19 protein-coding genes are annotated in these 26211 nt (G+C 67.4%); 6 read left to right on the forward strand and 13 right to left on the reverse strand.

Going from position 1 to position 26211, the window contains the following annotated elements; translation table 11 throughout:
- Nucleotides 1-31: 31 nt before the first annotated feature.
- Genes dapA through dapB form a run of 3 tightly spaced genes read right to left on the reverse strand, consistent with a single transcriptional unit; the run spans nt 32 to nt 2359 of the window.
- Nucleotides 32-961, reverse strand: a complete 930-nt coding sequence (gene dapA / locus ACTSLZ_RS10750; RefSeq protein WP_178980081.1) for a 4-hydroxy-tetrahydrodipicolinate synthase — start codon at nt 959-961, stop codon at nt 32-34.
- 21 nt (nt 962-982) lie between these two features.
- The gene (locus ACTSLZ_RS10755; protein ID WP_129315435.1) at nt 983-1600 is read right to left on the reverse strand and encodes a hypothetical protein; all 618 of its coding nucleotides are present in this window, start codon (nt 1598-1600) and stop codon (nt 983-985) included.
- 3 nt (nt 1601-1603) lie between these two features.
- Complete coding sequence (dapB, locus tag ACTSLZ_RS10760) at nt 1604-2359, reverse strand: 4-hydroxy-tetrahydrodipicolinate reductase (RefSeq protein ID WP_397555780.1); 756 nt, start codon at nt 2357-2359, stop codon at nt 1604-1606.
- A gap of 196 nt (nt 2360-2555) precedes the next feature.
- Between dapB and ACTSLZ_RS10765 the strand changes: the two genes are divergently transcribed.
- Nucleotides 2556-4490 (forward strand): acyltransferase family protein, encoded by a 1935-nt coding sequence (locus ACTSLZ_RS10765; protein ID WP_443095001.1) that lies wholly within the window; start codon nt 2556-2558, stop codon nt 4488-4490.
- A gap of 48 nt (nt 4491-4538) precedes the next feature.
- Nucleotides 4539-5333: a serine hydrolase gene (locus ACTSLZ_RS10770; RefSeq protein ID WP_443095002.1), complete on the forward strand. Its 795-nt coding sequence runs from the start codon at nt 4539-4541 to the stop codon at nt 5331-5333.
- A 109-nt stretch (nt 5334-5442) separates the two neighbouring features.
- Here ACTSLZ_RS10770 and ACTSLZ_RS10775 read toward each other — a convergent pair whose 3' ends face one another.
- From ACTSLZ_RS10775 to ACTSLZ_RS10810, 8 genes are all read right to left on the reverse strand, one after another.
- Complete coding sequence (locus ACTSLZ_RS10775; RefSeq protein ID WP_443095003.1) at nt 5443-9507, reverse strand: amino acid adenylation domain-containing protein; 4065 nt, start codon at nt 9505-9507, stop codon at nt 5443-5445.
- Nucleotides 9507-9746, reverse strand: coding sequence for a phosphopantetheine-binding protein (locus ACTSLZ_RS10780; protein WP_129315430.1), 240 nt, complete (start codon nt 9744-9746; stop codon nt 9507-9509). The genes ACTSLZ_RS10775 and ACTSLZ_RS10780 overlap by 1 nt, the downstream gene beginning before the upstream one ends.
- 162 nt (nt 9747-9908) lie before the next feature.
- Nucleotides 9909-11651, reverse strand: a complete 1743-nt coding sequence (locus ACTSLZ_RS10785; protein ID WP_443095004.1) for a (2,3-dihydroxybenzoyl)adenylate synthase — start codon at nt 11649-11651, stop codon at nt 9909-9911.
- Between the two features lie 60 nt (nt 11652-11711).
- Nucleotides 11712-12551, reverse strand: a complete 840-nt coding sequence (locus tag ACTSLZ_RS10790) for a heme ABC transporter ATP-binding protein (protein ID WP_443095005.1) — start codon at nt 12549-12551, stop codon at nt 11712-11714.
- On the reverse strand, nt 12548-13606 hold the full coding sequence (locus ACTSLZ_RS10795; RefSeq protein ID WP_443095006.1) for a FecCD family ABC transporter permease: 1059 nt from the start codon (nt 13604-13606) through the stop codon (nt 12548-12550). Before ACTSLZ_RS10795 ends, ACTSLZ_RS10790 begins: the two co-directional genes overlap by 4 nt.
- A gap of 6 nt (nt 13607-13612) precedes the next feature.
- Nucleotides 13613-14779 (reverse strand): heme/hemin ABC transporter substrate-binding protein, encoded by a 1167-nt coding sequence (locus ACTSLZ_RS10800; protein WP_443095007.1) that lies wholly within the window; start codon nt 14777-14779, stop codon nt 13613-13615.
- Between the two features lie 66 nt (nt 14780-14845).
- On the reverse strand, nt 14846-18475 hold the full coding sequence (locus tag ACTSLZ_RS10805; protein ID WP_443095008.1) for an ABC transporter ATP-binding protein: 3630 nt from the start codon (nt 18473-18475) through the stop codon (nt 14846-14848).
- Between the two features lie 111 nt (nt 18476-18586).
- Nucleotides 18587-19702 (reverse strand): glycosyltransferase, encoded by a 1116-nt coding sequence (locus tag ACTSLZ_RS10810; RefSeq protein WP_129315425.1) that lies wholly within the window; start codon nt 19700-19702, stop codon nt 18587-18589.
- A gap of 255 nt (nt 19703-19957) precedes the next feature.
- On the opposite strand from ACTSLZ_RS10810, the gene ACTSLZ_RS10815 reads away from it, so the two are divergent.
- Genes ACTSLZ_RS10815 through ACTSLZ_RS10830 form a run of 4 tightly spaced genes read left to right on the forward strand, consistent with a single transcriptional unit; the run spans nt 19958 to nt 23931 of the window.
- Nucleotides 19958-21319, forward strand: a complete 1362-nt coding sequence (locus ACTSLZ_RS10815) for an alpha/beta hydrolase-fold protein (protein ID WP_443095009.1) — start codon at nt 19958-19960, stop codon at nt 21317-21319.
- Entirely contained in the window at nt 21300-21980 is a 681-nt protein-coding gene (locus tag ACTSLZ_RS10820; protein WP_443095010.1) for an isochorismatase family protein, read from the forward strand. The genes ACTSLZ_RS10815 and ACTSLZ_RS10820 overlap by 20 nt, the downstream gene beginning before the upstream one ends.
- Nucleotides 21977-22777 (forward strand): SDR family oxidoreductase, encoded by an 801-nt coding sequence (locus ACTSLZ_RS10825; protein ID WP_443095011.1) that lies wholly within the window; start codon nt 21977-21979, stop codon nt 22775-22777. The genes ACTSLZ_RS10820 and ACTSLZ_RS10825 overlap by 4 nt, the downstream gene beginning before the upstream one ends.
- The gene (locus ACTSLZ_RS10830) at nt 22774-23931 is read left to right on the forward strand and encodes an isochorismate synthase (protein ID WP_443095012.1); all 1158 of its coding nucleotides are present in this window, start codon (nt 22774-22776) and stop codon (nt 23929-23931) included. The genes ACTSLZ_RS10825 and ACTSLZ_RS10830 overlap by 4 nt, the downstream gene beginning before the upstream one ends.
- A 101-nt stretch (nt 23932-24032) precedes the next feature.
- Here the strand turns inward: ACTSLZ_RS10830 and ACTSLZ_RS10835 are convergent, their stop codons facing one another.
- Both ACTSLZ_RS10835 and ACTSLZ_RS10840 read right to left on the reverse strand, forming a co-directional pair.
- Nucleotides 24033-25082: a C40 family peptidase gene (locus ACTSLZ_RS10835; RefSeq protein WP_443095013.1), complete on the reverse strand. Its 1050-nt coding sequence runs from the start codon at nt 25080-25082 to the stop codon at nt 24033-24035.
- Nucleotides 25079-26191 carry a dipeptide epimerase gene (locus ACTSLZ_RS10840; RefSeq protein WP_443095014.1) on the reverse strand — a complete coding sequence of 371 codons (1113 nt, stop codon included), beginning with the start codon at nt 26189-26191 and terminating at the stop codon, nt 25079-25081. Before ACTSLZ_RS10840 ends, ACTSLZ_RS10835 begins: the two co-directional genes overlap by 4 nt.
- Between the last annotated feature and the right edge of the window lie 20 nt (nt 26192-26211).

A 26211-nucleotide genomic window follows, 5' to 3' on the forward strand; every position in this document is an offset into this window, starting at 1 on the left:
AGGGCCCCGCCTCAGCAGCGGGACCCGGATATTATCTGATGCTTGAGGCGGCAATCGAACCCTCGAGGTCGGACCGGATTCGTGCGGTCTCGGCCTCGGTGGGTTCGACATGCGGCAGGCGCACCGTGGAGGTTGCGAGCCGTCCCTGCCATTGAAGAATTGTTTTCGCGGCCACAGCGCCGGGAACCCGGGTCATGGTCGCCGTGACCACCGGATGCGTCTCCTGGTGGAGGCGCTGGGCGGTTGCGAGATCGCCGCGGACCACCGCGTCGATGAGTTCCCGGAACTGTTCGGGGACCACATGGGTGGTCACACCGATCAGTCCCGTGGCACCCACGGACATCCACGGGAGGGTCAGGCCGTCGTCGCCGGAATAGAACTGGAGGTCCGTGCGGGACAGAACCTCGGTAGCGCTCGCGAAGTCCGCCTTGGCGTCCTTCACCGCAACGATATTCGGGTGCTCGGCGAGCGCAATCAGGGTTTCGGCCTCGATCTGGATTCCCGCGCGGCCCGGAATGTCGTAGAGCATGATCGGGGTCGTGACGGCGTCGGCGACGGCCCGGAAGTGCGCCAGCAGGCCCGCCTGGGTCGGCTTGTTGTAATACGGGGTCACGACCAGCAGGCCGTCGACGCCGACTTCTTCCGCGAGCCCGGCCACGTGAATCGTGTGGCTGGTGTCGTTGGACCCGACGCCCGCGATGATGGACGCCCTGTCTCCCACCGCATCCTTGACGATGCGGAAGACGCGGGCGTTCTCCTCGTCGGTCATCGTGGAGTATTCACCGGTGGTGCCGCAGACGACCAGGCCGTCGTTGCCGCGCTCGACGAGCTCGCGGGCGAGCGCTGCGGTGGCCTCCTCGTCCACGGATCCGTCGGCCGCGAAGGGCGTGACCATGGCGGTCAGCAGGCGACCGAAAAGGGGCTCGACTGTGGCGGTGTTCGCGATCGAAGACTCAGGCATGGTTCCCAGGCTACAGCACTTTCAGGCTTCCTCGCCCTGTGACAAGGCCTTGGCCGGGCGTCCCCGATACAGGGCGACCGCATCGCGCATCGACCGTCTGGCCCTCTTCCGGTCTCCCGCGGCATCATAGGCGCAGGAAAGTCGGAACCAGGTCCGCCAGTCCTCCGGCTCGGCCTCGACCTCGTGCTGGTAGCGCGCGAAATCGGCGTCGGCCGCGTCGCGATCGATACCGCCCGACGCCGTCCGCGGCAGGTTGTCTTCGGGCAACCCGCCCTCACGCCCCAGGATCCGGGCCAACTGCTGAACGCGAATGCCGAAGAGGACCTCCTTGATCAGCGCCCAGGCCCCGATGAGCGGGAGGACAATGAGGCCCGCCCCCAGGAGGATTCCGGCGAGATTTCCGGACCCGACCAGGAGCACCCCTCTCTGGAGAGTGACCACCAGGTAGAGGGCCAGGAGCGCCACGGTCACGGCGGCGAAGGTCTTCCCCTTGTTCGTCGAATCGATGAAGACAAAGGCCGCACTGAAGGCGAGAATGACCATGATGAACAGCCGTGTTCCGGCCGGAACCGGAAGCAGCCAGACGGTGATGGCGACCAGGACGACGGCCGCCCCGGTGAAGATTTTCAGTCCTCGCACGCGTCAGTCCAGGTCCAAGTAGCCGTCCAAGCCGTGGGTCAGGCCGGGGCGCTGCCCCACGGTCCTGATGCCCAGCAGGACGCCGGGCATGAAGGAAACGCGGTCGAAGGAATCGTGGCGGATCGACAGCTGCTGGCCTTCGTCGCCGAGGAGAATCTCCTCGTGGGCCACCAGGCCCCTCAAGCGAACCGCGTGGACGTGGACGTCGTCGACCACGGCCCCGCGCGCACCCTGCGGGTCGGATTCGGTCGCGTCCGGGCTCGGTCCGCGACCGACGCTCCGACGCGCCTCCGCGATCTCCCGAGCAGTGTGGGCGGCGGTGCCCGAAGGCGCATCGAGCTTGTTGGGATGGTGCAGCTCGACGACCTCGACCGATTCGAAGTACTTGCTCGCCGTGGCTGCGAATTTGCCCGCGAGAACGGCTCCGATGGCAAAGTTCGGGGCAATCAGGACACCTGTGCCAGGGTGCTCCTCGAGCAGCGCACGCAACCGATCGAGCTTGGCCTCGTCCCACCCCGTGGTCCCGACCACGGCATGCATTCCGTGCTCGACGGCGTAGCGGACGTTCTCCTCGCTGGCCGCCGGAACGGTCAGGTCGACGACGACGTCGGCTCCGGCCCCGTCCGTCCGGTCGAGCGAGTCACCCGAGCCGAGTGCCGCGACCAGTTCCATGTCCTCCGCCGATTCCACGGCCTTGACGGCTTCCGAGCCCATCCTTCCGGACGCGCCGAGTACAGCAACCTTGATCACATCAGTCATGTCCTCCACCCTATCGCCGCATCGACAAACCACCGATTCGTTCCCTCTCTGTGCCGAACTCCTCCGAAGCTTTGTCCACAGTGGCCTCTCAACGGGCCTCGGACTACTACCATGTTCTGGTAATCATTACGGACTTCGACCCCGGACCATTACCGACATCGACCCCGATTCTCGTTGCTAGGAACCGCGTCGCCCCATGACACCCCCGATACTCTTCGACTCGTCCGTTCCGCCCCGGGCGGGGCAGGAACGCTTCGTCCTGCGCGGACTCGACGGGCTCCGTGCGATCGCCGTCGTCCTGGTGATCGTGTACCACGTGTGGCCGATGGCGTTGCCGGGAGGGCTCGTCGGCGTCGATCTGTTCTTCGTGATTTCCGGATACCTCATCACGGCCCTGCTGCTCCGCGAGGCCGCGTACACGGGCATGATGCACCTGCCTCAGTTCTGGATGCGCCGGTTGCGCCGCCTGGTGCCCGCGATGGTGCTGTGCGTGCTCGTGTGCACCTCCGTGGCCCTGTTCCTCGGCGGGGACGTTCTGGTGGAGATGCCACGCCAGGTGATGACCTCCCTGACGTACACCTCCAACTGGGCGAACGTGGTCGCCGACAATGACTACTTCACACGGACCTCTCCCGAGCTGTTCACGAATTTCTGGTCGCTCGCGGTCGAGGAACAGTTCTATCTGGCGTGGCCGATCGTGCTGGTGACGACGTGCATCCTGGTCAGGTCCTGGCGGAAGCGGACCCTGGTGCCTGCCGTCCTCGCGACCGGATCCGTGGTGGCGATGGCGGCGTGGACCGCCGCCAAGGGCGACATGATCCGCAGCTACTACGGTCTCGACTCGCACGCCTTCGGGCTCATGTTCGGCGCCGTCCTGGCGCTCATGGTGCCGTGGAGCATGTACCCGCCACGGCAGGACACCCGGGTCCCCGCGGTGGAGAAGGCCTATTCGCCGGGCCTCAACGTGGTTCGCATCCTGGTGGGTTGGGGCAGCCTGGTGCTCCTGCCCGTTCTGGCACGGTTCCTGACGGAAGAGGACCCTGAGTTGCTGGCCCCATGGGGTTTGGTCGCCGCGTCGCTTCTGGGCCTGGGCGTGATCCAGTGCCTCCTTCCCGACGTCCGCGGCACGGGTGCCGCCGGCCTGAGACGGTTCCTCTCGCTGGCTCCCTTCGAGTGGGTCGGCAAGCGCTCCTACGGGCTGTACCTCTGGCACTGGCCGATGCTGACCCTCATGCACTACGGCGCGCCAACGATATGGGAGACGCCCAAGAACATCGGTGTCCTTGCGGCCACCGTGGTCGTCGCGGCGGCGTCGTACAAGTGGCTCGAGCAACCGGTCCGACGCAAAGGTTTCCTCGGTGCCACGGCCGCCCTGTTCCGGGCCCTCAAGCGACCCGGGAACGTGCGGTGGGCCGCGGTCGGGGCCATGCTCGTGGCCGTGGTGACCGTCTCCGGCACGGTGGCCGCGTGCTTGCAGGCACCCGAGAGGACCCAGGCGCAGTCTGTCATCTCGAAGGGCAAAGACGTCCTGGACCAGCCGGAGACGTCGCCGTCCGCTACCCCGAGCCCGTCCGGCCCCAGTCCCTACGAGCCGACTCCGGACGGCAAGGACGTGACGATGATCGGCGATTCCGTGACCGTGTCCGCGGCCGACGATCTGCGGTCAAAAATGCCCGGGATCTCAGTCGATGCCAAGGTCAGCCGGGAGGTCTCCGACGGTCTGGACATCGCCAGGAAACAACGCGACAAGCACGAGCTGGGCCGGATCGTGGTCGTTTCCCTGTCGACCAACTCCGGGATGACCCAGGAGGACGTCGATACCCTCACCGACCTGGCCGAATCGGATCAGACCCGGGAAATCGTGCTGGTCACGGGCCAGGCCCCGCCAAAGCTCGATTGGGTCAAGACCTCCAACGAGACGGTCCGGTCCGCGGGGAAGAAGAGCGACAAGATCGTCGTCGCGGACTGGGCCAAGGCCTCGGACGGCAGGCCCGACCTGATGGTCTCCGACGGCGTCCATCCAGAACCCCCGGGGCAGGACCTCTATGCCCAGACGGTCGCCGACGCCGTTGGGGAGGCGAGGAAAAAGCTTGCCGACCGCACGGCCTCTTCCGGGTCGGCGCAGGACTGACCCGTACCGGCGGTCCGGCGTGCCATGGGCTCTGCTAGGTTCGGAATCATGGCAGATCACAGCGCGCTCCTCCCCTCAGTGAGCTTCTCCTGGTGCGACCAGGTCGGACGGCGGCTCGCGAGCTACCAGCCCGAAACCGTCTACTACGCGGCATCGACCATCAAATTGGGGATCGCCCTTGCCGTGGGCCGGGCCGTGGCCGCCGGGGATCTCTCCCTCCGGTCGGTGTACGGGGCCACGAGAAGTTTCGAGGGAGCCAGTGGCGAACGGTTCTGCCTCACCGGAGACCATCTCGACCCCGAATTCCCGGCGGACGGTACCGACCTCTCGGTCGCGGACCTCTGCCGCCTCATGATCTCTCGTTCGTCCAACGAAGCAACCAACATTCTCTTGGGTGCGGTGGGGATCGACGCCGTGGCCCAGGTCTTCGCGGACCTGCGCCTCGAGTCCACGCGCGTCGAACGACTGATCGGGGACCCCGCGGCCCAGGACGAAGGGCTGACGAACGAGACGACCGCCGGTGATCTGACGAAACTCATGCGGGCCACGGTCACGGGCGATCTCGGGCCGGGCCGGGACGTGCCGCGCGACGTGGTTTCGCTCTTCGTCGAGGCTCTGGAGGCACAGACGATTCCCCCGATCGGGAAATCGCTCGCCTCCGGCATCCGCTGGGGGTCGAAATCCGGCGAAGTTCCGGGGTACCGGCACGACGTCGCATTCATCGGGGACCCAGGCTCCGAGGATTGCCGCTATTTGGCCGTGTGCACCCAGGGCTACGAAGAGAACGCGGCGGACGAGGTCATCGCCGGACTCGTCGCCGCGCTCGGGCTGGGCGGGAACTAGCTCCCGCCCACCGCGCACCCGCGCGCGGCCGCCCGAACCCACCGCGAGGTGGCAACGTTGTGCGGATTTCGCCCCAGAATCTGCACAAGACTGCCACTTCGCGCAGGGGTCATGGCCGTACCGCCACGTCCGGAACCAGCCATTGCGCGATCCTCTCGGCGTTGGCGCCTCGGAGCACCGATGCATGGTCGCCCTCGACGACGTGGGTCTCCAGTTCGTCGCACCACGGCAACCACGCGTCGGGATCGGCACCGGCCTCCAGGCTGTCCCGCGCCGAGCACAGGATCAGCCGGCCGGCGAATGCCTGGGGATCGCGGCCCCTCGTGTAGCCCATCGCCTTCCACACCGACGTGATGCACGTGCGCAACGATGCGTCGTCCAGGTTCGCCAACGGAGAGCCATGCTCCCTGAGCGCGGCGACGGTTCCGGCCAAGTCGCCGGGCACCTCCCGCGGCTCGATCCCACCCATGCGCATCAGCGCGATCCAGAGATCGGACTCGGTCGGTTCCGGACGGGCTCGCCAGTAGGTCGGCGGGTACGCATCCAACAGCACGACCTTCTCGACGTCGACCCCCTGCCGTGCGGCCCGCGCGGCGACGTCGACGGCCGCGATCCCTCCCACGGACCAGCCGGCCAGGATGCAACCGTGCGGCGCGATCGCGGACAGGGACGCGGCGTAGTCCTCCGCGAGCTCTTCCAAGGTCTCGGGCCATCGCGACGAGGGGTCCGAGAACTGCCTGGCCTGGAGGGTCCAGACGGACGACGACGGATCAAGGTGCTTCAGGAACGAGGCGTAACACCACCCGAGACCCCCAGCGGGAGGGAGGAACACGACAGGCGTCGCGTCCGGATCCTGACCGTGGCGCAGCCGCAGGACGGGTTCGAGCTCGCCCGCGTCGTCCTCCTCGAGAGACTCGGCCAGGGACCCGGGCGTGGGATGGGCGAAGATCTTCGCGAGGGAACACGGCGTTCCGAACTGTTCTTCGACGCGGATCCCGAGCTCGAGGGCGCTCAGTGATGCTCCCCCGGCCGAGAAGAAATCCGTGTCCGGGCCGACCGAGGGCACGTCGAGGACGTCGGCGAAGATCATGCAGACCGTCTGTTCCTTCAGCGACCGGGGCACGCCTCCCTGGTCCGGCAGGGCCAGTTCCATCGCATCCAGGGCCCTCCGGTCCGCCTTGCCGTTGGTGGTCACGGGCATGCCGTCCACACGCGACCACAGCGCGGGGACCATGTACTCGGGCAGCACGGCGGCGGCATGATGTTTGGCCGAGGCCAGGAGGTCGTCGCCGCGCTCGGCGTCGCCCTCGACAAAGGCTGCCAGCGTCTGTTGTCCACCGATGGTCTTGACCAGAACGACGGCGGCGTGGACGCCCTCGACGTCGGCAAGGACCGCTTCCACTTCCCCCAGTTCGAGTCGCTGGCCCCGGATCTTGATCTGGTGGTCCCGGCGCCCCCTGTACTCCAGGACGCCGTCCTCCCTCCACACGGCCAGGTCGCCGGTGCGGTACACCCGGAGCGTCTCAGGTACAGGCGAGGACGCGTCGGGCGATACGGGCCGGCCGCAACCGCTGCCCAGGGGAATCGTGTCCAGGGCAACGGCGTCGGCGTCCGGTCGGTTGAGGTACCCGGACATGACCTGGACACCCGACAGGCACAGCTCCCCGGGTATACCTGGCGGACACAGGTGGCCCGTGGGATCGACAATGTGGCATCCGGTGTTCCAGGCCGGGCGTCCGATGGGCACGACGGCGGCGTCGGGGTCCGTTTCCGTGTCCCAGGCCGTGACGTCGATCGCGGCTTCGGTCGGGCCGTACAGATTCAAGGGGTAAACGCCCACGAGGTCGACGGTTCCTCGGACCTGTTCCCTGGTCAGCGCCTCACCACTGCACACGATGTGGCGGAGCGCGACTCGTTCGTCACCCAGGAGGGCACGGACGGAGGGGGTCGAGATGAACGCCGAGAGCATCGTCGGCACGAAGTGCAGGCCCGTGACCGACTCGTCCCGGAGGAGGCGGGCCAAGTACTCGGGATCCTTGTGCCCCTCGGGGGCCGCGATCACGACGCATGCGCCCTCCTGGAGCGGCCAGTACAGCTCCCACACGTGGACATCGAAGGAAATCGCCGTCTTGTGAGCGATCCTGTCGGACCCATCGATCGGAATCAGGTGCTGTTGCCAGCGCAACCTGTTGTCCAGGGCCCGGTGTGTGATCGGCACGCCTTTGGGACGCCCGGTCGAGCCGGAGGTGAATTGGACATAGGCCAGATCGTCCGGACGGGTTCGACGGCCCGGGTAGTCGTCGGAGGGGGTTCGTGTCCCGGTCTCGCGTCCCAGGCGGTAGACCTCCCGGGCCTCCAGGAGACGGATGGGTGCGGTATGGGAAGCGGCGTCGGTCCCGGTCGCGGCCTCGGAGAAGTCCGGCAACGCCAGGCCGGTCCCGTTGATCAGTGTCGAGCACTCGGCGTCCTCGAGCATGGCCGTCACGCGGCCGACGGGAAGGGTCGGGTCGATCGGCAGGTACACGGCCCCGGCGTACAACAGGCCGTAGAGGAGCTCGAACTGTTCGACGCCGCGCTCGACGCGGAGCCCGACGACGTCGCCCGAGGCCACACCGGCGGCGGAGAGCCCCTCGGCGACCTCACGGGCCGCGCGGACCAGCTCGGCGTAGGTTCTCTCTCCACCCCCGAAGCAACCCGTGGAACCGTAGGCGGGTCCTTCGCGCAGGGCACGTGCCTCCGGTGTGCGTTCGGCCTGCTCCTCGAATCGCTCGAGAAGCGTTCGCGCCTCGACCTCGTGCTCCGTGGCTGACAGGCTGCGAATACGTTCGATTTCCTCGGGAAGCGCCTGGTCGAGCTGCGCGGTGGGCGTTGTCGTCCTTGCTGCCTCGGTCCACGAACGCATCCATCGCAGGATTCGGTGCGCGTGGCGTTCGGTTTCCTCCGGGGAATACAGCTCGGGGTTCGCGGTCAGCTCGAGGCTGAGGTCGTGCCCCCGACCGGGCATGCCCCTCAGGCACACCGTCATGTCAGGAACCGGACCCGCGGACACGTTGTGGACCTGAGCCCGGCACGGGCCGAATCGCAGGACGGCGTCGAAGAGCACCACATTGATCTGGGCCCCGAAGGCCCGACCGCCTCGACGCGCGGCCTGCCTTTCCAGGTCTTCCTGGCGGGCCAGAGCGTGCTCGTGGTTGAACACCATCTGGTCCCTGACCTGCCGCACTTGGTCCTGGGGGCGCGTGAGGGCGGAGACATGGACGGGCAACACATTCACCGCGGTGCATCCCGTGCGGGCGGCGACTCGAGGTGCACCGGACAGGGCCCGGTTCATCTGGGGAACGCCGAAGCCGGCCTCGGGCAGGCCGAGGGCTCGGGAGAGGTACGAACCGACGGCGGCCACGACGCCCGTCGGCCATTGTGCCCCCTCACCGCGGGCGACCTCGACGATCGCCTCCTGGAGACTCACGTCGACCGGCAGGGCAAACCTGTGCGCCGTGGCCGAGGGCGCGGCCTCGCGTTGCGCGAGGGAGTAATCCGTCGGTGTGTCCTCCTGATCGAGCCGTTCCGACCAGGCCTCGAGATCGGCGGCTCGGCGCTCGGCGTCAGAGGCGTCCTGGGCCCGCAGCTCCGCGAGCCCTGGCCTGTGAGCCGGCTCGGGGGCCTCGCCCTCGAGAATCCGCCCGTAGACCTGTCCCACCCGGCGCAGGGCGTCGAATGCGGCGAATCCGTCGGCGACCAGGTGGTGGAAACAGTGGTAGAACCATTGGCGGCCGCCGCATTCGATGATCGCGGAATCCACGGTGCGCCCCCGTTCGACGTCGAGGGCCGTGCGCACCGCTTCCGCGCACCAATCGAGCACCGTCCGTCGCGCCTCGGCGGGCGTGGCCTCGAGCCTGATGCTGCGCCCGACGGTGACGCGACCGAGGAATTCGTCGATGTCGAGCGGGCGCCAGCCGAGCTCGCTGCCGCGTTGGTCCAGTTCGACCCGGAATCCCTCATTCTCCGCGTACACGGTTCCGAGCGCGGATCGTAGCGCCTTCGCGTCCACCGGCTCGGTGAATTCGACGCATTCGGCAGTGTTGTAGCAAGGATTGTCCGGGTCGAGTCGAGTCGCGAACCCTATTCCGCGCGCCGCATCCGTGAGCGGGTACCAGGGCGGGGCATTCCGGTCCACTATGACTGGGCCCTTTCCGATGCTTCGCGGAGGAATCCGACGCTGGGGTCAGCGATCAACTCGGTGAATTCCAGGCCCACCCCGTGATCCTGGAGGTCGTCCAGGAGGGCGAATGCCGAGATGGAATCCATCCCCAGGTCGAACAGGTTGGCCGTGGGGTCATGGAAGGCCTTGTCCAAGGCCCCTTCCTCGCGCAAGTGCGGCGCCAGGACTGACTTGAGTGTCGAATCGTCGATCATGTTTCTTCTCCTTGTGCGGTGATGACAGGGCAATGATGAGGCGCACCGCGACGGCGGAGCGCCGCGACGGCAATCGTGTGCTTCGTGGTCCCGTCCCAACTGGTGGGTCCCGTCCCAGCCGGTGGGTCCCGGATCCGCCGATAGGTTGGGCGTCTGCTGGGTTCAGGGTCGAGACGCGGCGAGGTCCTCGGCCAGGGCGGTCCTGAGGTGGCGGCGCGAGATCTTGCCGACGTTGGTCAGAGGCAGGTCCCGACGGATCTCGACGCGTTCCGGGATCTTGAATTCCGCGATCCCCCGTTCCCGGAACCATTCGCGGAACCAGGTTCTCGGGTCCGCGCCGAAGTCGGCGTCGTCCCGGGGCAGGACCACCAGGCCGACGCGTTCTCCGAGGTCGTCATCGGGTATCCCGACGACGACGGCGTCGGCCACCCCGTCGGCGCTGAGGGCCACGTCCTCGATCTCGTCCACCGCGATCTTTTCTCCGGCCCGATTGATCTGGTCCTTCGACCGCCCGGTGACCTCGACGTGACCCGTGGGGTGCAGCCGGACGATGTCGCCGGTTCGGTAGTACCCGTCCTCGGTGAAGCCGAAGCGGTTGGCCTTGTCCTCCAGGTAGTAGCCGCGGATCGTGTAGGGGCCACGGGTCAGGAGGTGACCGGTTTCGCCCTCGGCCACGGGACGGTCGTCGTCGTCGACGACCAGCAGCTCGTCGTCGGGGCTGATGGGGACTCCCTGTGTCCGGACGACGAGTTCCTCCGGATCCGTGTCCCTCGTGTAGTTGACCAGTCCCTCGGCCATGCCGAAGACCTGTTGGAGCCGAGCACCGAGGACCGGGGCGACCTTTTCGGCCACGCTCGGGGCGAGCTTGGCCCCGCCGACCTGAACGGTCCTGAGGCTCGAGAGGTCCGGTGACCTCCTCTGGGCCGAGAGTATCCACGCCTGCAGCAGCGGCGGCACCAGCGATGCCATCGTGACCCGTTCCTGCTCGATGAGGGAGAACGCGGTCTGCGGGCTCGGGTCCGCCGCGAAGACGAGGCTGCCTCCCTCGTGCAGCACCCCGAGGATCCCCGGAGAGCTCATCGTGAAATTGTGTGCCGCGGGCAGGACCACGAGCATTCTGGTCTCGCGATCCACACCGCAGATCGGGTCCGAGGCCCTGACCGAGTAGAGGTAGTCGGCGTGGGTTCGCGGAATCAGTTTGGACATTCCGGTGGTCCCTCCGGACAGCTGGAGGAACGCCACGTTCTCGCTCAGCCGCTCGGCCCCTCGGTTGCGCACGGGCCGGGGAAGGTCGAGCAGGGGTTCCGGACGGTCCAGGATGGCGACGACGCCGTCCTCGCTCTCGGTCACCTGCCCGCTCGCCTCGATCAGAACCGGGGGTTGGAGGCCTTCGGCCCGCATGCCGTCGGCGTACTCCCGGTAGAGACCGAGGTAATCGAATCCTTCGGCCCCCTGACAGACGATGTGGGCCGCCGCGTCGGTCTTTCGGGCGAAGTGGCCCAGTTCGCTCGCCCTGTGCTTGGGCAGGGCGAAGACGGGCAAGGCACCCACCAGGAATGCCCCGCAGAGGTAGGCCGTGTACTCGGCGGTGTTGGGCAGTTGCAGGATCACCCGGTCTCCCGGCGCGACGCCGACGTCCAGGAGTGTTCGGGCCGAACGCCTGGCTTCGTCCTCCAAGGCAGCGTACGTCCAGGTCTGGGTCGCCAGGCTGCCCGTTTCGGGGTCCCGTGACGAAGAGGCGACGAGCGCGGTCCGGTCCGCGAATCGGTCGCACCGGTCCAGGACGAAATCCTGGAAGGTCTCGTCGATCCAGTAGCCGGCCGCGCGATACTTCGCGGCGAATTCTTCGGGAATCCCTGGGTACTCGGCCAGGCCCGTTCGGCCGGTCAGCGCGGTTTGGGTCATGGTTTCCTTCCTTCATGTCAGTCGGTGCGTGCAACGGACGCCGGGGCGCAGGCCTGCCGGTCAGTCGTGCACGGGCACCAGAATCGGGGCCCCGGTCTGGGGATGCTCCAAGAGATGGACTTTCTGCCCGTAGACGTCCTCGATCCGTTCCGGGGTGAGGACCTCAGGGGGCGGCCCGTCGGCCACCAGTCGGCTGCGGGAAAACATCAGCACGCGGGTCGCATAGCGTGCCGCCTGATTGAGGTCGTGAAGGACCACGACCACGGCGGCACCGTTCCCTGCCAGGCGCTGGGTCGATCGCAGCAGAGCTTCCTGGTTCTGGAGGTCGAGTGCGGCGGTCGGCTCGTCCAGGAGCACGATCGGTGTGGTCTGGGTGACCGTCCGTGCGTAGGCGACTCTCGCCGATTCGCCGCCGGACAGGGTGGTGACGTCTCGTCGTCGAAGTCGCGCGACGTCGGACTCCTCGAGGGCCGATTCGACGATCTCCCGGTCTCGTTCCTCGTCGACGTCGTGCGGAAGACGCCCCATGGCCACGGCTTCCTCCACGCTGAATCCGAAATGGGTGGTCTGCTGCTGGAGCATCACGGACCGTTCCCGGGCCAGTTCGAGAGGGCGCCACTGCCCCGGGGCCCGCCCGCCGATCAGCACCTCGCCGTGCTGGGGAACGAAGTCGCCCGCGAGCAGCCCGAGCATGGTCGATTTTCCGGCCCCGTTGGGCCCTACCAGTGCGGTGACCGTGCCGGGAAGCAGATCGAAAGCGACGTCGTCGATCAGGGTCTTGGGCCCGATCGCATAGCTGACGGACCGCACCTCGACGACGGGCGTGTGGGGGTCTCGCGCCGTTGGCGACGAGCCCGCGGACGTCGACGCGTCCGAACGGTCTCGTTTGCCTCGAATCATGAGATCCTCCTCTTCTCACGAAGGATCAGGAACAGGAAGAACGGCGCACCGACGGCGGCCGTGAACAGCCCGATCGGGATCTCGGTCGGCGGGTTGAGCGTGCGAGACGCGGCATCCGCCGCAACCACCAGGACGGCGCCCGCGATCGCGGATGCCGGGAGCAGGGCCTTGTGCCCGGGGCCCACGAGGAATCTCATGATGTGCGGGACCACGAGCCCGACGAATCCGATCGATCCGGCGAAGGCCACCGCGGCCGCGGTCAGGAGCGCCGTGGTCACGATGATCGCGAGCCGGCTCAACTTCACGTTGAGGCCCAGATGCTGGGCCTGCCTCTCCCCCAGGGTCAGGACGTCGAGCGTCTTCGAGAGCCGCAGGACCAGGAGGAGGCCTATCAGGAAGATCGGGAGAACCCCGACCAGCTGGGCCCAGTTCGCTCGCCCCAGCGAACCCATCTGCCAGAACACCAGGGTCTGGAGCTGGCTGTCGTCGGCGATGTACGTGAAGAAGCCCACCAGGGCCTGACACGCCGAGCCCACCGCGATGCCGACGAGCAGCATGCGCGCCGTGCCGGTGGTCCGCCCCGGCCTGGCCAGCACGTAGATCAGCCCGGTCACGGCCAGACCCGCGACGAAGGCCCCCAACGGGACGACCCACTGGGAGGCGAAGCCGCCGGCCAGCACGATCGCCCCGACCGCACCGACCGAGGCCCCGCTGGTGACCCCGACGATGCCGGGGTCGGCCAGCGGGTTGTTGAACAGGCTCTGGAGGCACGCCCCGGAGATCGCCAGCGCCCCGCCGACCATGACGCCCAGCAGGATTCGGGGAACCCTCAACTGCCAGACCACCGAAACGTCCCTCTGACTGAGCGAGTCGTCCCCGCCGAGGACCGGTGAGAGCAGGATGTGCACCACGTCGGTGAGCACGACCCGCACCGGTCCGATCGAGACGGACACGACCATGAGCCCCGCCAGGATCACGAGTCCGGCGATCAGGGTCACGGCCAGCGGCAGTCGGCGGATGTCGGTCCCGCCGGATTCACTGCGTGTCATCGGCATGCGGGATCAGAACTCCGAGATCGCTTTGGCGAGCGCTTCGGCACCGGCTCCGAGCTCGGGGCTCGAGTAGCGGATCTGTGCGTCGGGCATGACGACGATGTGCTTCTCCTTCCCGGCCTTCGTCTCCTTCAGGGTCGGGAACGCCTCCCACAAGCCGTCCTCGCCGCCCCATGATTCGAAATCGGATTCGGCCATCACGATCACGTCAGGATCCGAAGCGAGAATGCCCTCGTTGCTGAACTCACGGGACAGGCCACGCAGTCCGCTGTCGGCTCCGACGGAGGTCATGCCGAGGTTCTCGATCATCTCGGTCCCGGGCGTCCCGGTTCCCGCCACGGAGTTTGCGCCGCCGGCACCGGTCGCGGTCACCTGGATGACCTTGTGTCCCTTGAGGTCGGACTTGTCGACCTTCTTCTTGGCCGCGTCCATGTCGGAGTTCAGCTTGTCGACCAGCTTGGTCCCGGCGTCGTGAGCGCCCACGTAGTCGGCGACGGCCTGGAGCTTCTTGGCCTGGCTCTGTTGGTCGTCGACGACGACAGCGTCCGTTCCGGCGTCGCGGAACTGCTTGGCAACGTCTCCGTGGCGCTTGGTGTTGTCACCGATGAACAGCGACCCGTCCAGAGCCAGCAGGCCTTCCGTACCGGTCTGTTTGCTGAATTCGAAGTGCTCGGGAGCATCCTTGCCCGCAGAGGACGTGCTGTTGTTCGGGGCGGCGTAGATCTTGTCCTTGAGGCCCAGCGCGGCCAGGGTCGAGGAAATGCCGTCACCGGCGGAAATGATCTTGGACGCGTCCTTGACCGTCACCTCGGTCCCGGTCCCGTCGGTCACCGTGGTGGGCAGTTTGCTGTCAGCCTGGACGTCCTGGAAATCGGTGGTCCCCACCGCGTGCTTCCAGCCCGAGGGCAGCTTGAGCTGTTTGCTGTCGCCGGTCGTCTCCGACGAACTGGCGCTGGCCTGGTCGGCCTCCGAGGTTGTGCTTCCCGCGTCGCCGCATCCCGACAGCACGAGGGCGCCGATGCCCAGGGCCGCGATCAGCCCGGCGGCGGACCCGGAGCGACGTCGTCCCGATGTCGGCCCCTGCCTCCGACCGGCCCGTGATCCGGATTCCGACGAGCCGACGAATTCGGTGCCGGTCGTGGAGAGGTGTGGTTCGTTCTCATAGCGCGGTGACATGATTTCTTTCCTTTTCTCAGGGGGCCTGGGGCGGCCCCGTTCCTGGGCGGGCTGGCGGAGGGTTCGTCAGCCCGAGGTCGTTGGTGCGCCGACCGTCGCTTCGGCCGACGCGGTGAGTCGCCGGTACCGGCCGTCCTGCGCGAGCAGATCGTCGTGGGTTCCGAACTCCACGATCCGGCCGTGTTCCATGACGGCGATGCGATCGCACCGGGCCGCCGTCGCCAGGCGGTGCGCCACGATGACCGTGGTCGCATCGGTTGCGGCCACCGCGTCCATGACGGCCGATTGAGAGGCCGCATCGAGGTGCGCCGTGGCTTCGTCGAGCAGGAGCAGGTCGGTTCCGGCGAGCTCGGCCCTCGCGAGGGCGATGAGTTGCCGGTGGCCCTGCGCGAGGTTCGATCCGCCGTCGTCGACCTGGTAGTGGAATCCGCGAGGCAGGCGGGCGATGGCCAGGATCGCGCCGCTGCGTCGGGCCGCGGCCTCGACCTCGGCGTCCGTCGCATCGGGGCGCGCGTAGCGGATGTTCTCGGCGATCGTGGTGTCGAACAGGTGGGGCGCCTGGCCCACGACCCCGACGCGACGACGGTACGTCTCACGGTCGAGGCCTCCCCTGTCCCGTTCCCCGATCTCGACTCGCCCGGTCTCGGCCTCGTAGAGCCAGGCCATGACCTTGACCAAAGTGGTCTTGCCGGCGCCGGTGCTCCCGACGACGGCGAGGCTGGACCCCTGGTCCAGGGTGAGATCGATGTTCTTGAGGGCGGGTTCGACGGAGCCGTCGTGCGTGTAGGAGACATCGTCGAGGCGGATGTCGCCCGAAAGACGGGACCCGTCCGCGGACGTGCGATCGCTCTCGACGACGTCGGGCTCCTCCTGCGGCATCGCGAGCAGCTCGTCCGTGCGCTTCTGCCCGATCCGCGCCTGCTGGAACGAATCGAAAATATTCGCCAACTGTTGGATCGGCCCGTAGAACTGCCCGAGGAACAGCAGGAACGCGGCCAGGACACCTGGAGTCACCGTTCCGTCCGCGACGAACCGGGCCCCGGCAACCAGGACGAGGGCGTTCGAGACCTGCGAGCAGAAGACCACGAACGGGAAGTACAGAGCGATGTACCGCTGGGCCTTTTCGCGGGACACCCTGTATGCGTCCGAGACCTTCTGGAAGAACTGGGAAGCGATCGACTGCTTCCCGTGGGACTGGACCACGCGCAGGCCCGAAATGTTCTCCTGCAGGGAGCTGTTGACCTTCCCGATGTCTTCCCTGGCCCTGTCGTAGGCCTTGGTCGAGAGACGCTGGAAGATGATCGTGGCGACCAGGACCAGCGGAATCGGGGACAGTGCGATGACGGCGAGCAAAGGGTTGAACACGAGCATCGCGACGCCGATACCGAACATCGTGATCAGGGACATCAACCCGTTGACCAGGCCGGACTGGAGGAATCGCGAGAGGGAGTCCACGTCGACCGTGAGTCGTGTCATGACCTGGCCGCCCTGTTCCTTCTCGAAGTACGGCAGGGAGAATCCGAGCACGTGCCTGAAGCTGCGCACTCTGACCCCGTACTGCACGGACTCCGAGCCCTTCGCGCTGAACAAGGACTGACCGATGTAGAAGATCCAGTCTCCGGCGATGAGGGACCACGCCAGGATCGCGTAGAACAGCAGTCTCCTGTGGTCGCCCGGGGCGATGCCTTCGTCGATACCGCGTTGGATCATGAGCGGGACCAGGACGGTGGCCAACGAGCTCAGGGCGATGAGCACCACGGCCGCCGTGAAGAGTCCCTTGACCGGCTTCAGCATCTGGGCCACGCGGGTGACCTTCGGGTCGGCGGCCATCGACGCCGCGGCATCGGGAAGCCGGGTGAGCCAGCCGCCCCGGTCGGCCTGCGCGTCCTCGGGCACGTCGGCGCCGAGCGCGGGCTCCGCCGGTTCCGTGGTCTCGGCGTCGGGCCAGAGATCCGATTCTCCGGACACCCGGTCGATTTCCTCGTGACCGCCGGCCATGAGGTCGGCGAACTGCGGGCAGGAACGCATGAGCTGCTCGCGGGTTCCTTCGCCGACCGTTCGGCCGTCGTCGAGCACGACGATCCTGTCGGCGATGTCGAGCGTGCTCCGTCGGCGCGCGATGAGCAGAGTGCACTTGGACGACGCCGGATCCACGGCGTCGCCGTGGTGGCTCCCCTCCCCGGACCTGGCATATTGACGCAGGGTCGCATTGATGCCGCTCTCGGTGGTCGCGTCCACGGAGCTCGTGGCGTCGTCGACGATCAGGACTCTCGGCTGTGTGAGCAGGGCCCTCGCGAGCGCGATGCGTTGCCGTTGCCCTCCGGAGAGGTTCCGGCCGCCCTCGGCCAACTCGGTCTCGTAGCCCTGCTCCATCTGGACGATGAACTCATCGGCGCCCGCAGCGATCGCGGCCGCACGCACCTGTTCTTCGGAGCTGTCGGGGGTTCCGTAAGCGATGTTCTCCCGCACGGTCGCGCGGAAGAGAAAGGGGTCTTCGAAGACGACGCCGACTTCCCGTCTCAGTTCCGAGAGCCTGAGCTCGCGGATGTCGCGCTGGCCGTCCGTCTCGGTCGTCTCGTCCGCGGAGGGGTCGCCGATCAGCACGGATCCTCCGGTCACGTCGTAGAACCGGGGCGCGAGCAGAGCCAGGGTCGACTTGCCGGACCCGGATGCGCCGACCACGGCCACCGTTTCTCCGGGGCGCACGGTCAGGCTGACGTCGTGGAGCACGGGTTCGTCCGAGGTGTAGCCGAAGGAGATGTTCTTCAGTTGCAGGCCCGTGCTGCGGGGCGGGTGTGCCGCGCCGTCCTTCATCTCGGGTCGAGCATCCATGAGTTCGAAGATGCGCTCGGCGCAGGTGCGCGTCCTCTGAGCGATCACCAGGAACGAAGCCATCACGCGGGTCGGCCCCGTGAGCATGCTCAGGTACGTGGAGAAGGCAACGAAGGTCCCCAGGTCCAACCGGCCCGTGGTGACCTGCCACCCGCCGACGAGCAGGAGCGCCGCCTGTCCGGCCGGCGGCAGCGCGAGCATGGTCGCGCTCGGGGCCGCCTGCGCACGCATCGTTTGCATGCGGCGTGAGAACAACGATCGGCTGGCCTTCTCGACCCACCGGATGTGTCGCGTCTCCTGAACGAAGGATTTGACCACGGAGATCCCGGACAGGGCGGACCTGACGTTCTCGGTGATCTGCCCGACGTCGTGCTGGGCGGCGGCCGAGGTCTCGAAGACGCGCTTGCGCGTCCGCCACGCGGTGAAGCCCAACAGGGCGACCACGCCGACGGCGATCAGGGTCAGGCTCGGCGAGAGCCAGAGCATGACCGCAATACCGAACACGTAGTAGGAGATGACGGAGACGGGCACGGGGCACATCTGCATCATCGACTGGACCTGCTGGAGGTCGTTATTGGTCCGGGAGACTACCTGCCCGGTGCGCAGTGAATCCTGGGCCGGGCCGTCGAGTCGCTGGATCGAGTCGAAGACGCGGCTGCGGAGCCTGTGCTGCACCCGGAGGGACAGCTTTCCTGCCGTGAACCTGCGCAGGTAATCGCCCAGGAAGTCGAAGGCCGCGATTCCGACCAGCCCGGCACCGAGCCACCACAGCTGGGACACGTCGCCGGCCATAGCGCCGTTGACGCCTTGCCTGGTCAAGAGGGGGCCGGCGACGACGGCAGCGATGGTCGCCACGGATACCACGAGGATGAGACCGACGAGGCCGGGAAATTCGCAACAAACCCTCAGCAGGCGCCGGAGGTATCCCTCGTTGTGTTCACGATCCGTCTGGGATTCGGTGGTGGATACGATCGTCTACACCCCCACCAGCACGCCGGAGAGACGGTCGGCAACCTCGGCAGGACCGGGCATGCCGCGGATCTCGGACCGGACTTCTTCCGCCTGTTCCCGGTACTCGGGACCGTGGACGACGGAGCGGATCGTCTCGGCGGTGAGGCCGCCGTCGCCGGGAACGATGCCGCACCCGCGCTCCTGCACGATCCGCGCATTCATCGGGCGGTCTGCGCCCTCGCCGAAGACGATCTGAGGAACGCCCGCGGCCAGAGCGGTGAAGGTATTGCCTGCACCACCGTGATGAATGAACACGTCCGAGTTCTCGACCAGGCCGCCCATCGGGATCCAGTCGGTGAGGGTCACGTTGTCCGGCAGTTCCTCGACGAGCTCTTCCCGGGCGTTGTCCTTGAGCTGCAGCACCACCTGGGCGTCGAGTTCGTCGGCCCGGTGGAGAACCCAGTCGATCAGGTCGAGTCCATCGACCATGGGCTTCAGGGTGCCGAGGCTGACGAGAACCCGGGGACGATCCGGCCGGACCCACCAGTCCTGGAAGACGGCGCCTCCGTTGTACGGCACATACCTCAGTGGCATGGTCAGCTCGGACGGGTGGTCGAGGACGCTCATGCTCGGTGGTGCGACGTCGAGCCAGGTCAGATCCTCGCGAGGTTCCGAGACCCCGTGCTGCGCGAATTTCTCACGGAGAGAGTGGGTCACCGTGTCCACGTGCTTCTGCTGGTGGGCGAAGCCCACGGTCTGCAGGACCGTGGGGATACCGAATCTGGCGCCCAGGAGTCGCCCGACCACGCCCAGGGGCGGATAGACGATCAGGTCGGGTGTCCAGGAACCGGTGAATTCCACGAGACGGTCCGTCATCTCGTGGCTGAAGAAGGAAAAGTCCCCCGGCGCGGTCCCGATATTGGCCCGTTTGCGCTCCTCCTCACGACGCCGGTACTCGGCGTCGGGGTCCAGGCCGGGTGCCGCATCGAAGGACACCAGGCCGGCTTCGGCCACACGGTGCGACATGTCTCCGGCGGTCCCGACGACGACGTCGTGCCCCGAGGCCCTCAGGCCCTGTGCCAGCGAGATCACGGGGTACAGGAGACCGTAGAGGGGCGGACCGATGACGAGAACTCTCATGGGATTCCTTGCAAAAATTGGGGGAGCTTGGCCTGGCTTTGCCCGGCGTTTGTAGAGCCTAACCAAATCGCGAAGACAAAGTCCATTGACTACCTCCTTCCCTGGTTCGGGGCGTCATACCGGAGACTTACGGCACATCCAGCTTGCGCCTCCCGATTCCGTGTGGAATAGCTTAGATTTCTGTAGCTTATTTTATGGGCCACTCGGCTGGCCGCAGGACAAGTGGATCCCGAGACGCAAGGACGAACTCCGACGATGAAGACACCGGAACACGCTCTGGAGGCCACGGGCTTCCTGGACGAGGAGTCGGTCGCCCGAACCATGACCAACGCGACGTGCGAGGACTTGGAACGGTGGTGGGCCGAGGTCTCTCGTCGCGGGACACCTGTGGTGGACCCCGGGTCGGACCGCGTCACCTTCCTGTGGCGGGGCAAACACGTCCGCGACGACGCCGAGGGAGCCGAATCCGTCCATCTGGCCATGAACCGCGTGACGGACAAGGCCCTCTACGACCACGGACTGATGCGGCACGTCCCCGGGACGGACATCTGGGTCCGAACCCTCGAGCTCGAACCGTCCTTGCGCGTCAGTTACGCCTTCACGCCCATGTCGCCGGACCAGCAGCGACGCTCCGGTCCGCCTCGGTTCAATGCCTACGATTCGTTGCTCGACCCGTTCAACACCGGGCAACCCCTGGTGGACCGGGGCCGGCACGGCCTGTCGATCCACTCCGGGCCCGCGGCTCCTTCCCAACGGGAGTGGGATGACCACAGGTCTCGCAGGCTGCGCGGGCGCATCGTGCGCGACGTCAGGGCTCTCCCCCACGCCGAGGCCTCGGGCCGCGCGAGGGACCACTGGCTCTACCTCCCGTCCGTGATGCAGAACGAACACCAGGCGGCGCACCTTCCCCTGCTCACGATCTTCGACGCCGAGAACTGGTTCGGAAACCTCTGGCTGCCCTACGCGCTGGAGGCGGCCGCGGACTCGGGCCGGATTCCTCCGGTGGCCGTCCTGGGCATCGCCAACAACGACACCCCGGACCGGATCGCGCGCCTCGGGGCGAACACGGGTTTCCTGCGCGACGTCGCCGAGCACGCAACGGCGTGGGCCGAGGACTGCGCCCGGACCGTGGGCATCGGGCTCAAGGGCCGCGAAGGCAGGATCATCGCAGGTCAGAGCCTGGGTGGCCTCTCCGCACTCGTCGCCGCCCTGGAATTGCCGCACGCTTTCGGACACGCCCTCGCCCATTCCCCCTCGCTCTGGTGGACCCCGGACGGTGCCTCGAAGCCGCACGATCTCGGGACCCGGGAGGGCATGGACTGGATCACCGAGCGGTACCAGGCCTCGACGCCGGAGGACGTGTCCGTGGAGATCGCGATCGGCGAGCGCGAGGGTCTCACCGTCCCGCGGGGCCGAATCCTGCACCGGACCATGCTCGACGCCGGGTGGTCCAGCGCGCTGACGATGTACACCGGCGGTCATGACTTCGCGTGGTGGCGCGGCGCCGTCGTCGACGGCCTGGCCCGAGCGCTGAGGACCGAACCGCACGAAGAGCGGACTTCGGACAGTTACTTCGACCCATCGATGAGGAGTTCCATTGCCCCTGCCCAGTATTGATCCGTACAGCCTCGACGCCCAGTCGCCGTGGCCCAACAGGACCGAGTGGCAACTCGATCCGAACCGGGCCCTGCTGCTCGTCCACGACATGCAGAACCATTTCGTCGATGCTTTCGACCGGAGCCCCGGCTCCCAGATCGAGACCGCCGTTCAGCGCTCCCGCGTCCTGCGCGACTTCTTCCACGAAGCAGGCGCCCCGGTGGTCTACACGGCGCAACCACCGTCCCAGGACCCGGCCGATCGCCAGCTCCTGACCGATTTCTGGGGTCCCGGGCTGACGAATGAGCACGCCGCGGGCATCATCGACGAGCTTGCTCCCGGTGAGCAGGACGCCGTCCTGACCAAGTGGAGGTACAGCGCGTTCTACCGCACCGACCTGGATTACAGGTTGCGCAATCACGGACGGGACCAGCTGGTGATCGCCGGCGTCTATTCACACATCGGGTGCCTGACCACCGCCGTGGAGGCGTATATGGAGGGCATCCAGGTGTTCTTCGTCGCGGATGCCCAAGCCGATTTCGACCTGGAGCACCACCGGATGGCGCTCGAGTACGTGGCCGGACGGTGCGGACAGGTGTGCACGACCGATGAGATCGTCCAGGGTCCGTTCGCGCCCGCGCGGGTCAGCGGCGAGCGGCGCGTCGAGGAGATGGCCTCGTGAAGGATTTGCCCCAAGCGATCGTCGTGACCGGAGGCTCGGGCGGCATCGGCAGAGTCGTCGTCGATCTGTTGCGGCGTCGTTCCGAGGACCACGGGGATGCCGTGGTGGTCTCCGCGGACCGAACCCCTCCTCCCCGGCCCGGAGCCGAGGGCGGGCCGAGCGATGGTGTCGAGCACAGGGACTTGGATGTGACGGACCCCGACGCGGTGGCCTCGTTCTTCGAAGACCTCTCGGGTCGTTACCGGATCAGGTCGTTGGTCAACGCGGCCGGGACGATTGCGACGGGTCCCGCACTGGAGACCGCGGAGGCCGACGTGCTCCGGATGATCGATGTCAATGCCCTCGGCGTGCTGCGGGCGAGCACGGCGGCGGCCCGCGTGATGGTCCGGCAGGGAGGCCACGACCCCGGGACCCGCCCCGTGCGCTCGATCGTCACCATTGCTTCCAATGCGGGAACCGGTCCGCGCGCCGACTTCGCCGTCTACGGGGCGAGCAAGGCATTCGCGGCCCAGTACACCCACAGTCTCGGACTCGAGCTCGGCGGGTCGGGAATTCGGTGTGCGGTGGTCAACCCGGGCACCACGAAAACCCCCATGGTCGAGGGCCTGTGGCAGGGCGCGGACCGCACGGCACAGACCGTGACGGGCGATCCCACCCTCTATCGGCCCGGAATCCCGCTGGGACGCGTCGCGGATCCTCAGGACATTGCCGAGGTCGTCGAGTTCCTCGTGTCGGCACGGGCGGCACACATCACAGCAACCGAACTGACCGTGGACGGAGGCGCCACACAACGATGAATTCTCCCCTACTCGATGAAAGACCGACGTCGACCGCGACTGCCCCGGCGGATGGGAACGCGGATTTCGCCTTCTCCTCCGGCAGGTGGACCCTGGAAGCCTCCGGAGGCGAGGTCCTGCGGCCGGTCTTCGGCCGGAGTCCGGGGGCGGCCCGGGAGGTCATCCATGATCTGCAGGAGCGGGAGCGCACCACCGGACGAACACAGGTGCTGTGCGGAATGATCCCCTTCGATCTGTCCGAGCCCGCCGAATTGCGCATGACCGACGACGCCGTGTGGACCCCTCACGTCGCATCCGGGTCGGGCGACGTCGTTCCCGGACAGCTGCCCGCTGCGCCCGAGTCCGAGCGGTTTCGGCACAACGTCTCCGAGGGGCTGGACCGGATCGGTTCCGGAAGCCTGGAGAAAGTGGTCCTGTCCCGGACGATGACCATGCGGCTCAAGGACGCGGACCGCCGGGGCGCCGAGGAGCGTCTGTTCGACCGCTTGTGCGCCGTGGGCGGCCGCGCCGACGTCTTCCGCGTCCGGCTGGAGGACGGCACCTCCTGGATCGGGGCGAGCCCGGAAATCATAGCGGACGTCAACGACTCCAGATTCGTGACTCATCCCTTGGCGGGTTCCCTCGGTCGTTCCCCCGGAGGGCCCGACGCCGAAGACGCCACGCGCCTGCTCTCGTCATCGGCCAAGGATCTGCACGAGCACGGCTTCGTGACCCGGCACATCCGTGAATCGATCGGCCGTCTCGCGAGCGAGCTCCAGGTGCCCGTCCGTCCCCAGCTGTTCGCGACGGATTCGATGTGGCACCTCGGCACGCGGATCACCGGTCGCCTGGCACCCGAGGTCTCGGCCTTGGAAGCCGCCCTCGCCATCCACCCGACGCCCGCCGTGGGCGGAACCCCGGTGAGTCCTGCCGTGCGCACGATCCTGGACCTCGAGGGCGGGTCGCGCAGCTATTATTCCGGCCTGGTGGGCTGGACCGATTCCTCCGGCAACGGTCGCTGGTCGCTGGCCCTGCGCTGCGCGAGCCTCGCGGGGCAGTTCATCACCTTGTACGCGGGGGCCGGGATCGTGGCTGGATCCGATCCCGAGAGCGAGCACGCGGAGACCGCTTCGAAGTTCAGTACGGTTTTGCGCGCGCTCAACGGCCTGGTCTGAGGCCGGTCCTACCGGCGCAATCTGCTCCGTTCGGGGCCGGGACATCCGGGGCCGGGCCGTCCGGGGCCGGGCCATCCGGCCCCGGACGGAGCAGGCTGGGGTCAGAGCATCCGCTTCGCTCCGGAGAACTCGTCCTTGGAGTCCCATTGCTTCCAATCGGTCACCGACACGGTCGTCGACTCGTTGGGAGCGTGAATCATCTTGCCGTCGCCCATGTACATCCCGACGTGGTGCACGGCCCCCGTGCCTCCGGGCTGGGCAAAGAACAGCAGGTCGCCGGGCTGGAGGTCGTCCTCCGCCACATCCTGGCCGAACTCTGCCTGGGCGTCGGCGTCGCGCGGGATATCGATGCCGTGGGCCCGGTACATGCTGTACGTGAAGCCGGAGCAGTCGTACCCGTAGGAGGAGACACCCGCCCACAGGTAACGCAGCCCGTCGAATTGTTTGCCGGTCTCGACGACCTGTTCGCCGGTCGGCCGCTCGGGCTTCTCCCCCGGTGCGTACACCGAGACGTCCGTCGCCTGGACAGATCCGGTTCCACCATTCGGCAGCCCCACCTGAACCGACGAACCATCCTGCGAGACCACCGGCAGTTCCGTGTTGAAGCTCAGGTTGAGGTTGTTGCCGTCCTCCCCCGAGTCGCCGGTCAGAGCCGCCTTGTCCGAGGTGACGACCGCCCGTTGGCTGGAGTCCTTCTGCTCATCGAAGGACTGGTTCTCGATCAGTTGACCCGTGGGAACCCAGCCCGGGTATCCGCGATCGTCCTTGGGCGTCGACTGATCGTTGACCGCGACCTTGGACCAGTCCCCCTTGGTCTCGATGACCGAGACCTCGGAGCCGTAGACCGCCTGGGTCTCCGTGTGGCCGGTCAGCCACCCGCGGTCTTCGGTCTTTTCCATGTTCTTGTTCCACTGGTCGAGATCGACCGGGTTGGTCGTGGACGGCTCGTCCATGGGACGCGTCTGGTCCGGTTCGCCCCACAGGGTCGCGACCGTGGTGTCCACGAATGCCGTGTCCCCGGCCTCGATCCCCTCCCCGGGTTGGGCGGCAGTCCGCCCCTGGTCTGCGGGATCGGCGAGTGCCGGCCCACCGGCCAGCGAGCAGGCCAGACCGAGTGCTCCGGCCGTGGCGATGTAGCGGTGAAATCTCATGGTGCTGTCCCTTCGGTGAGTGCAGAATCCATTGACATGCCGAGGCCGGGTGCCTCGGTGAGTGAGAGCCGGGAGCCCTCGAGCTCGTACCCGCCGGCGATCCGCGGGTCCTGGATCCATTCGGCGGAGTCCAGATCGACGAGCTGGATATTGGGGTGCGCGAGAGCCACGTGGGCCGCCGCAGCGACCGAGACGCGGGGCTCCATCATGGCGCCCATCATGCAGCCGACACCGGCGGTTGCGGCCAGGTCGGCGATGGCAAGCGCCGGACGGATACCTCCGCATTTGGCGAGTTTGATGTTGATGAGATCCGCTGCCTCTCGGCGCAGAATCTCCCACGCGTCACGTTCGTCGGCCACGGACTCGTCGGCCATGACCGGGGTATCGACGGCGGCCGTGACCTGGGCCAACGCGTCCAGGTTGGCCTTGGGCGTGGGTTGTTCGACCAGATCGACCGGTATGCCGGCGTCCTCGATGCGGCGAATCATGCGGATGGCTTCCTTGGCGCCCCATCCCTGATTGGCATCGAGGCGGAATCGGGCCGAGGGCACTGCCTCGTGAACGGATTCGAGTCGATTGAGGTCGACGGCGGGGTCCCCGCCCAATTTGACCTTGAGAATCTCGAATCCGTTTGAGCTGGCGGCGATGGCCTCGCGGGCCATGGCCTCCGGGTCGTCCAGGCTGATCGTCATGTCCGTGGCAGCGTGTGCGTCGGGCCGTCCGCCCAGGGCGACGGCCAGGGGCACACCGAGTCCTGAGGCCCAGGCGTCGTGAAGGGCCACGTCGACCGCGGCCTTGGCGCTGGTGTTTCCCACGCAGCAGTTCGCGATCGCGTCCTCGGCCTCCCTCAGGGAGAGGTCGCGGCCGGTGAGTGCCTCGAACACGGGCCCGTTGATCGCGGCCAGGGATGAGGCCACCGATTCCCCGGTGACCGCCCAGGTCTCGGCGGCCGTCCCGTATCCGATGGAGCCGTCCTCGAGCTCGAGTTCGACGAGCACGCCTTGCACGGACTCGACGCGCCGCCGCGAGGTGATGAACGGCCGCTTGAGCGGTCCGCTGTACGGCATGGCGCGGAGGTCTCGCAGCCGGTTCAGTCCGTTCGTCGTCATGGTTGTCCTTTCCGAAGAGT

The organism is Rothia koreensis, assembly GCF_052232265.1.
Lineage (GTDB): Bacteria > Actinomycetota > Actinomycetes > Actinomycetales > Micrococcaceae > Rothia > Rothia koreensis.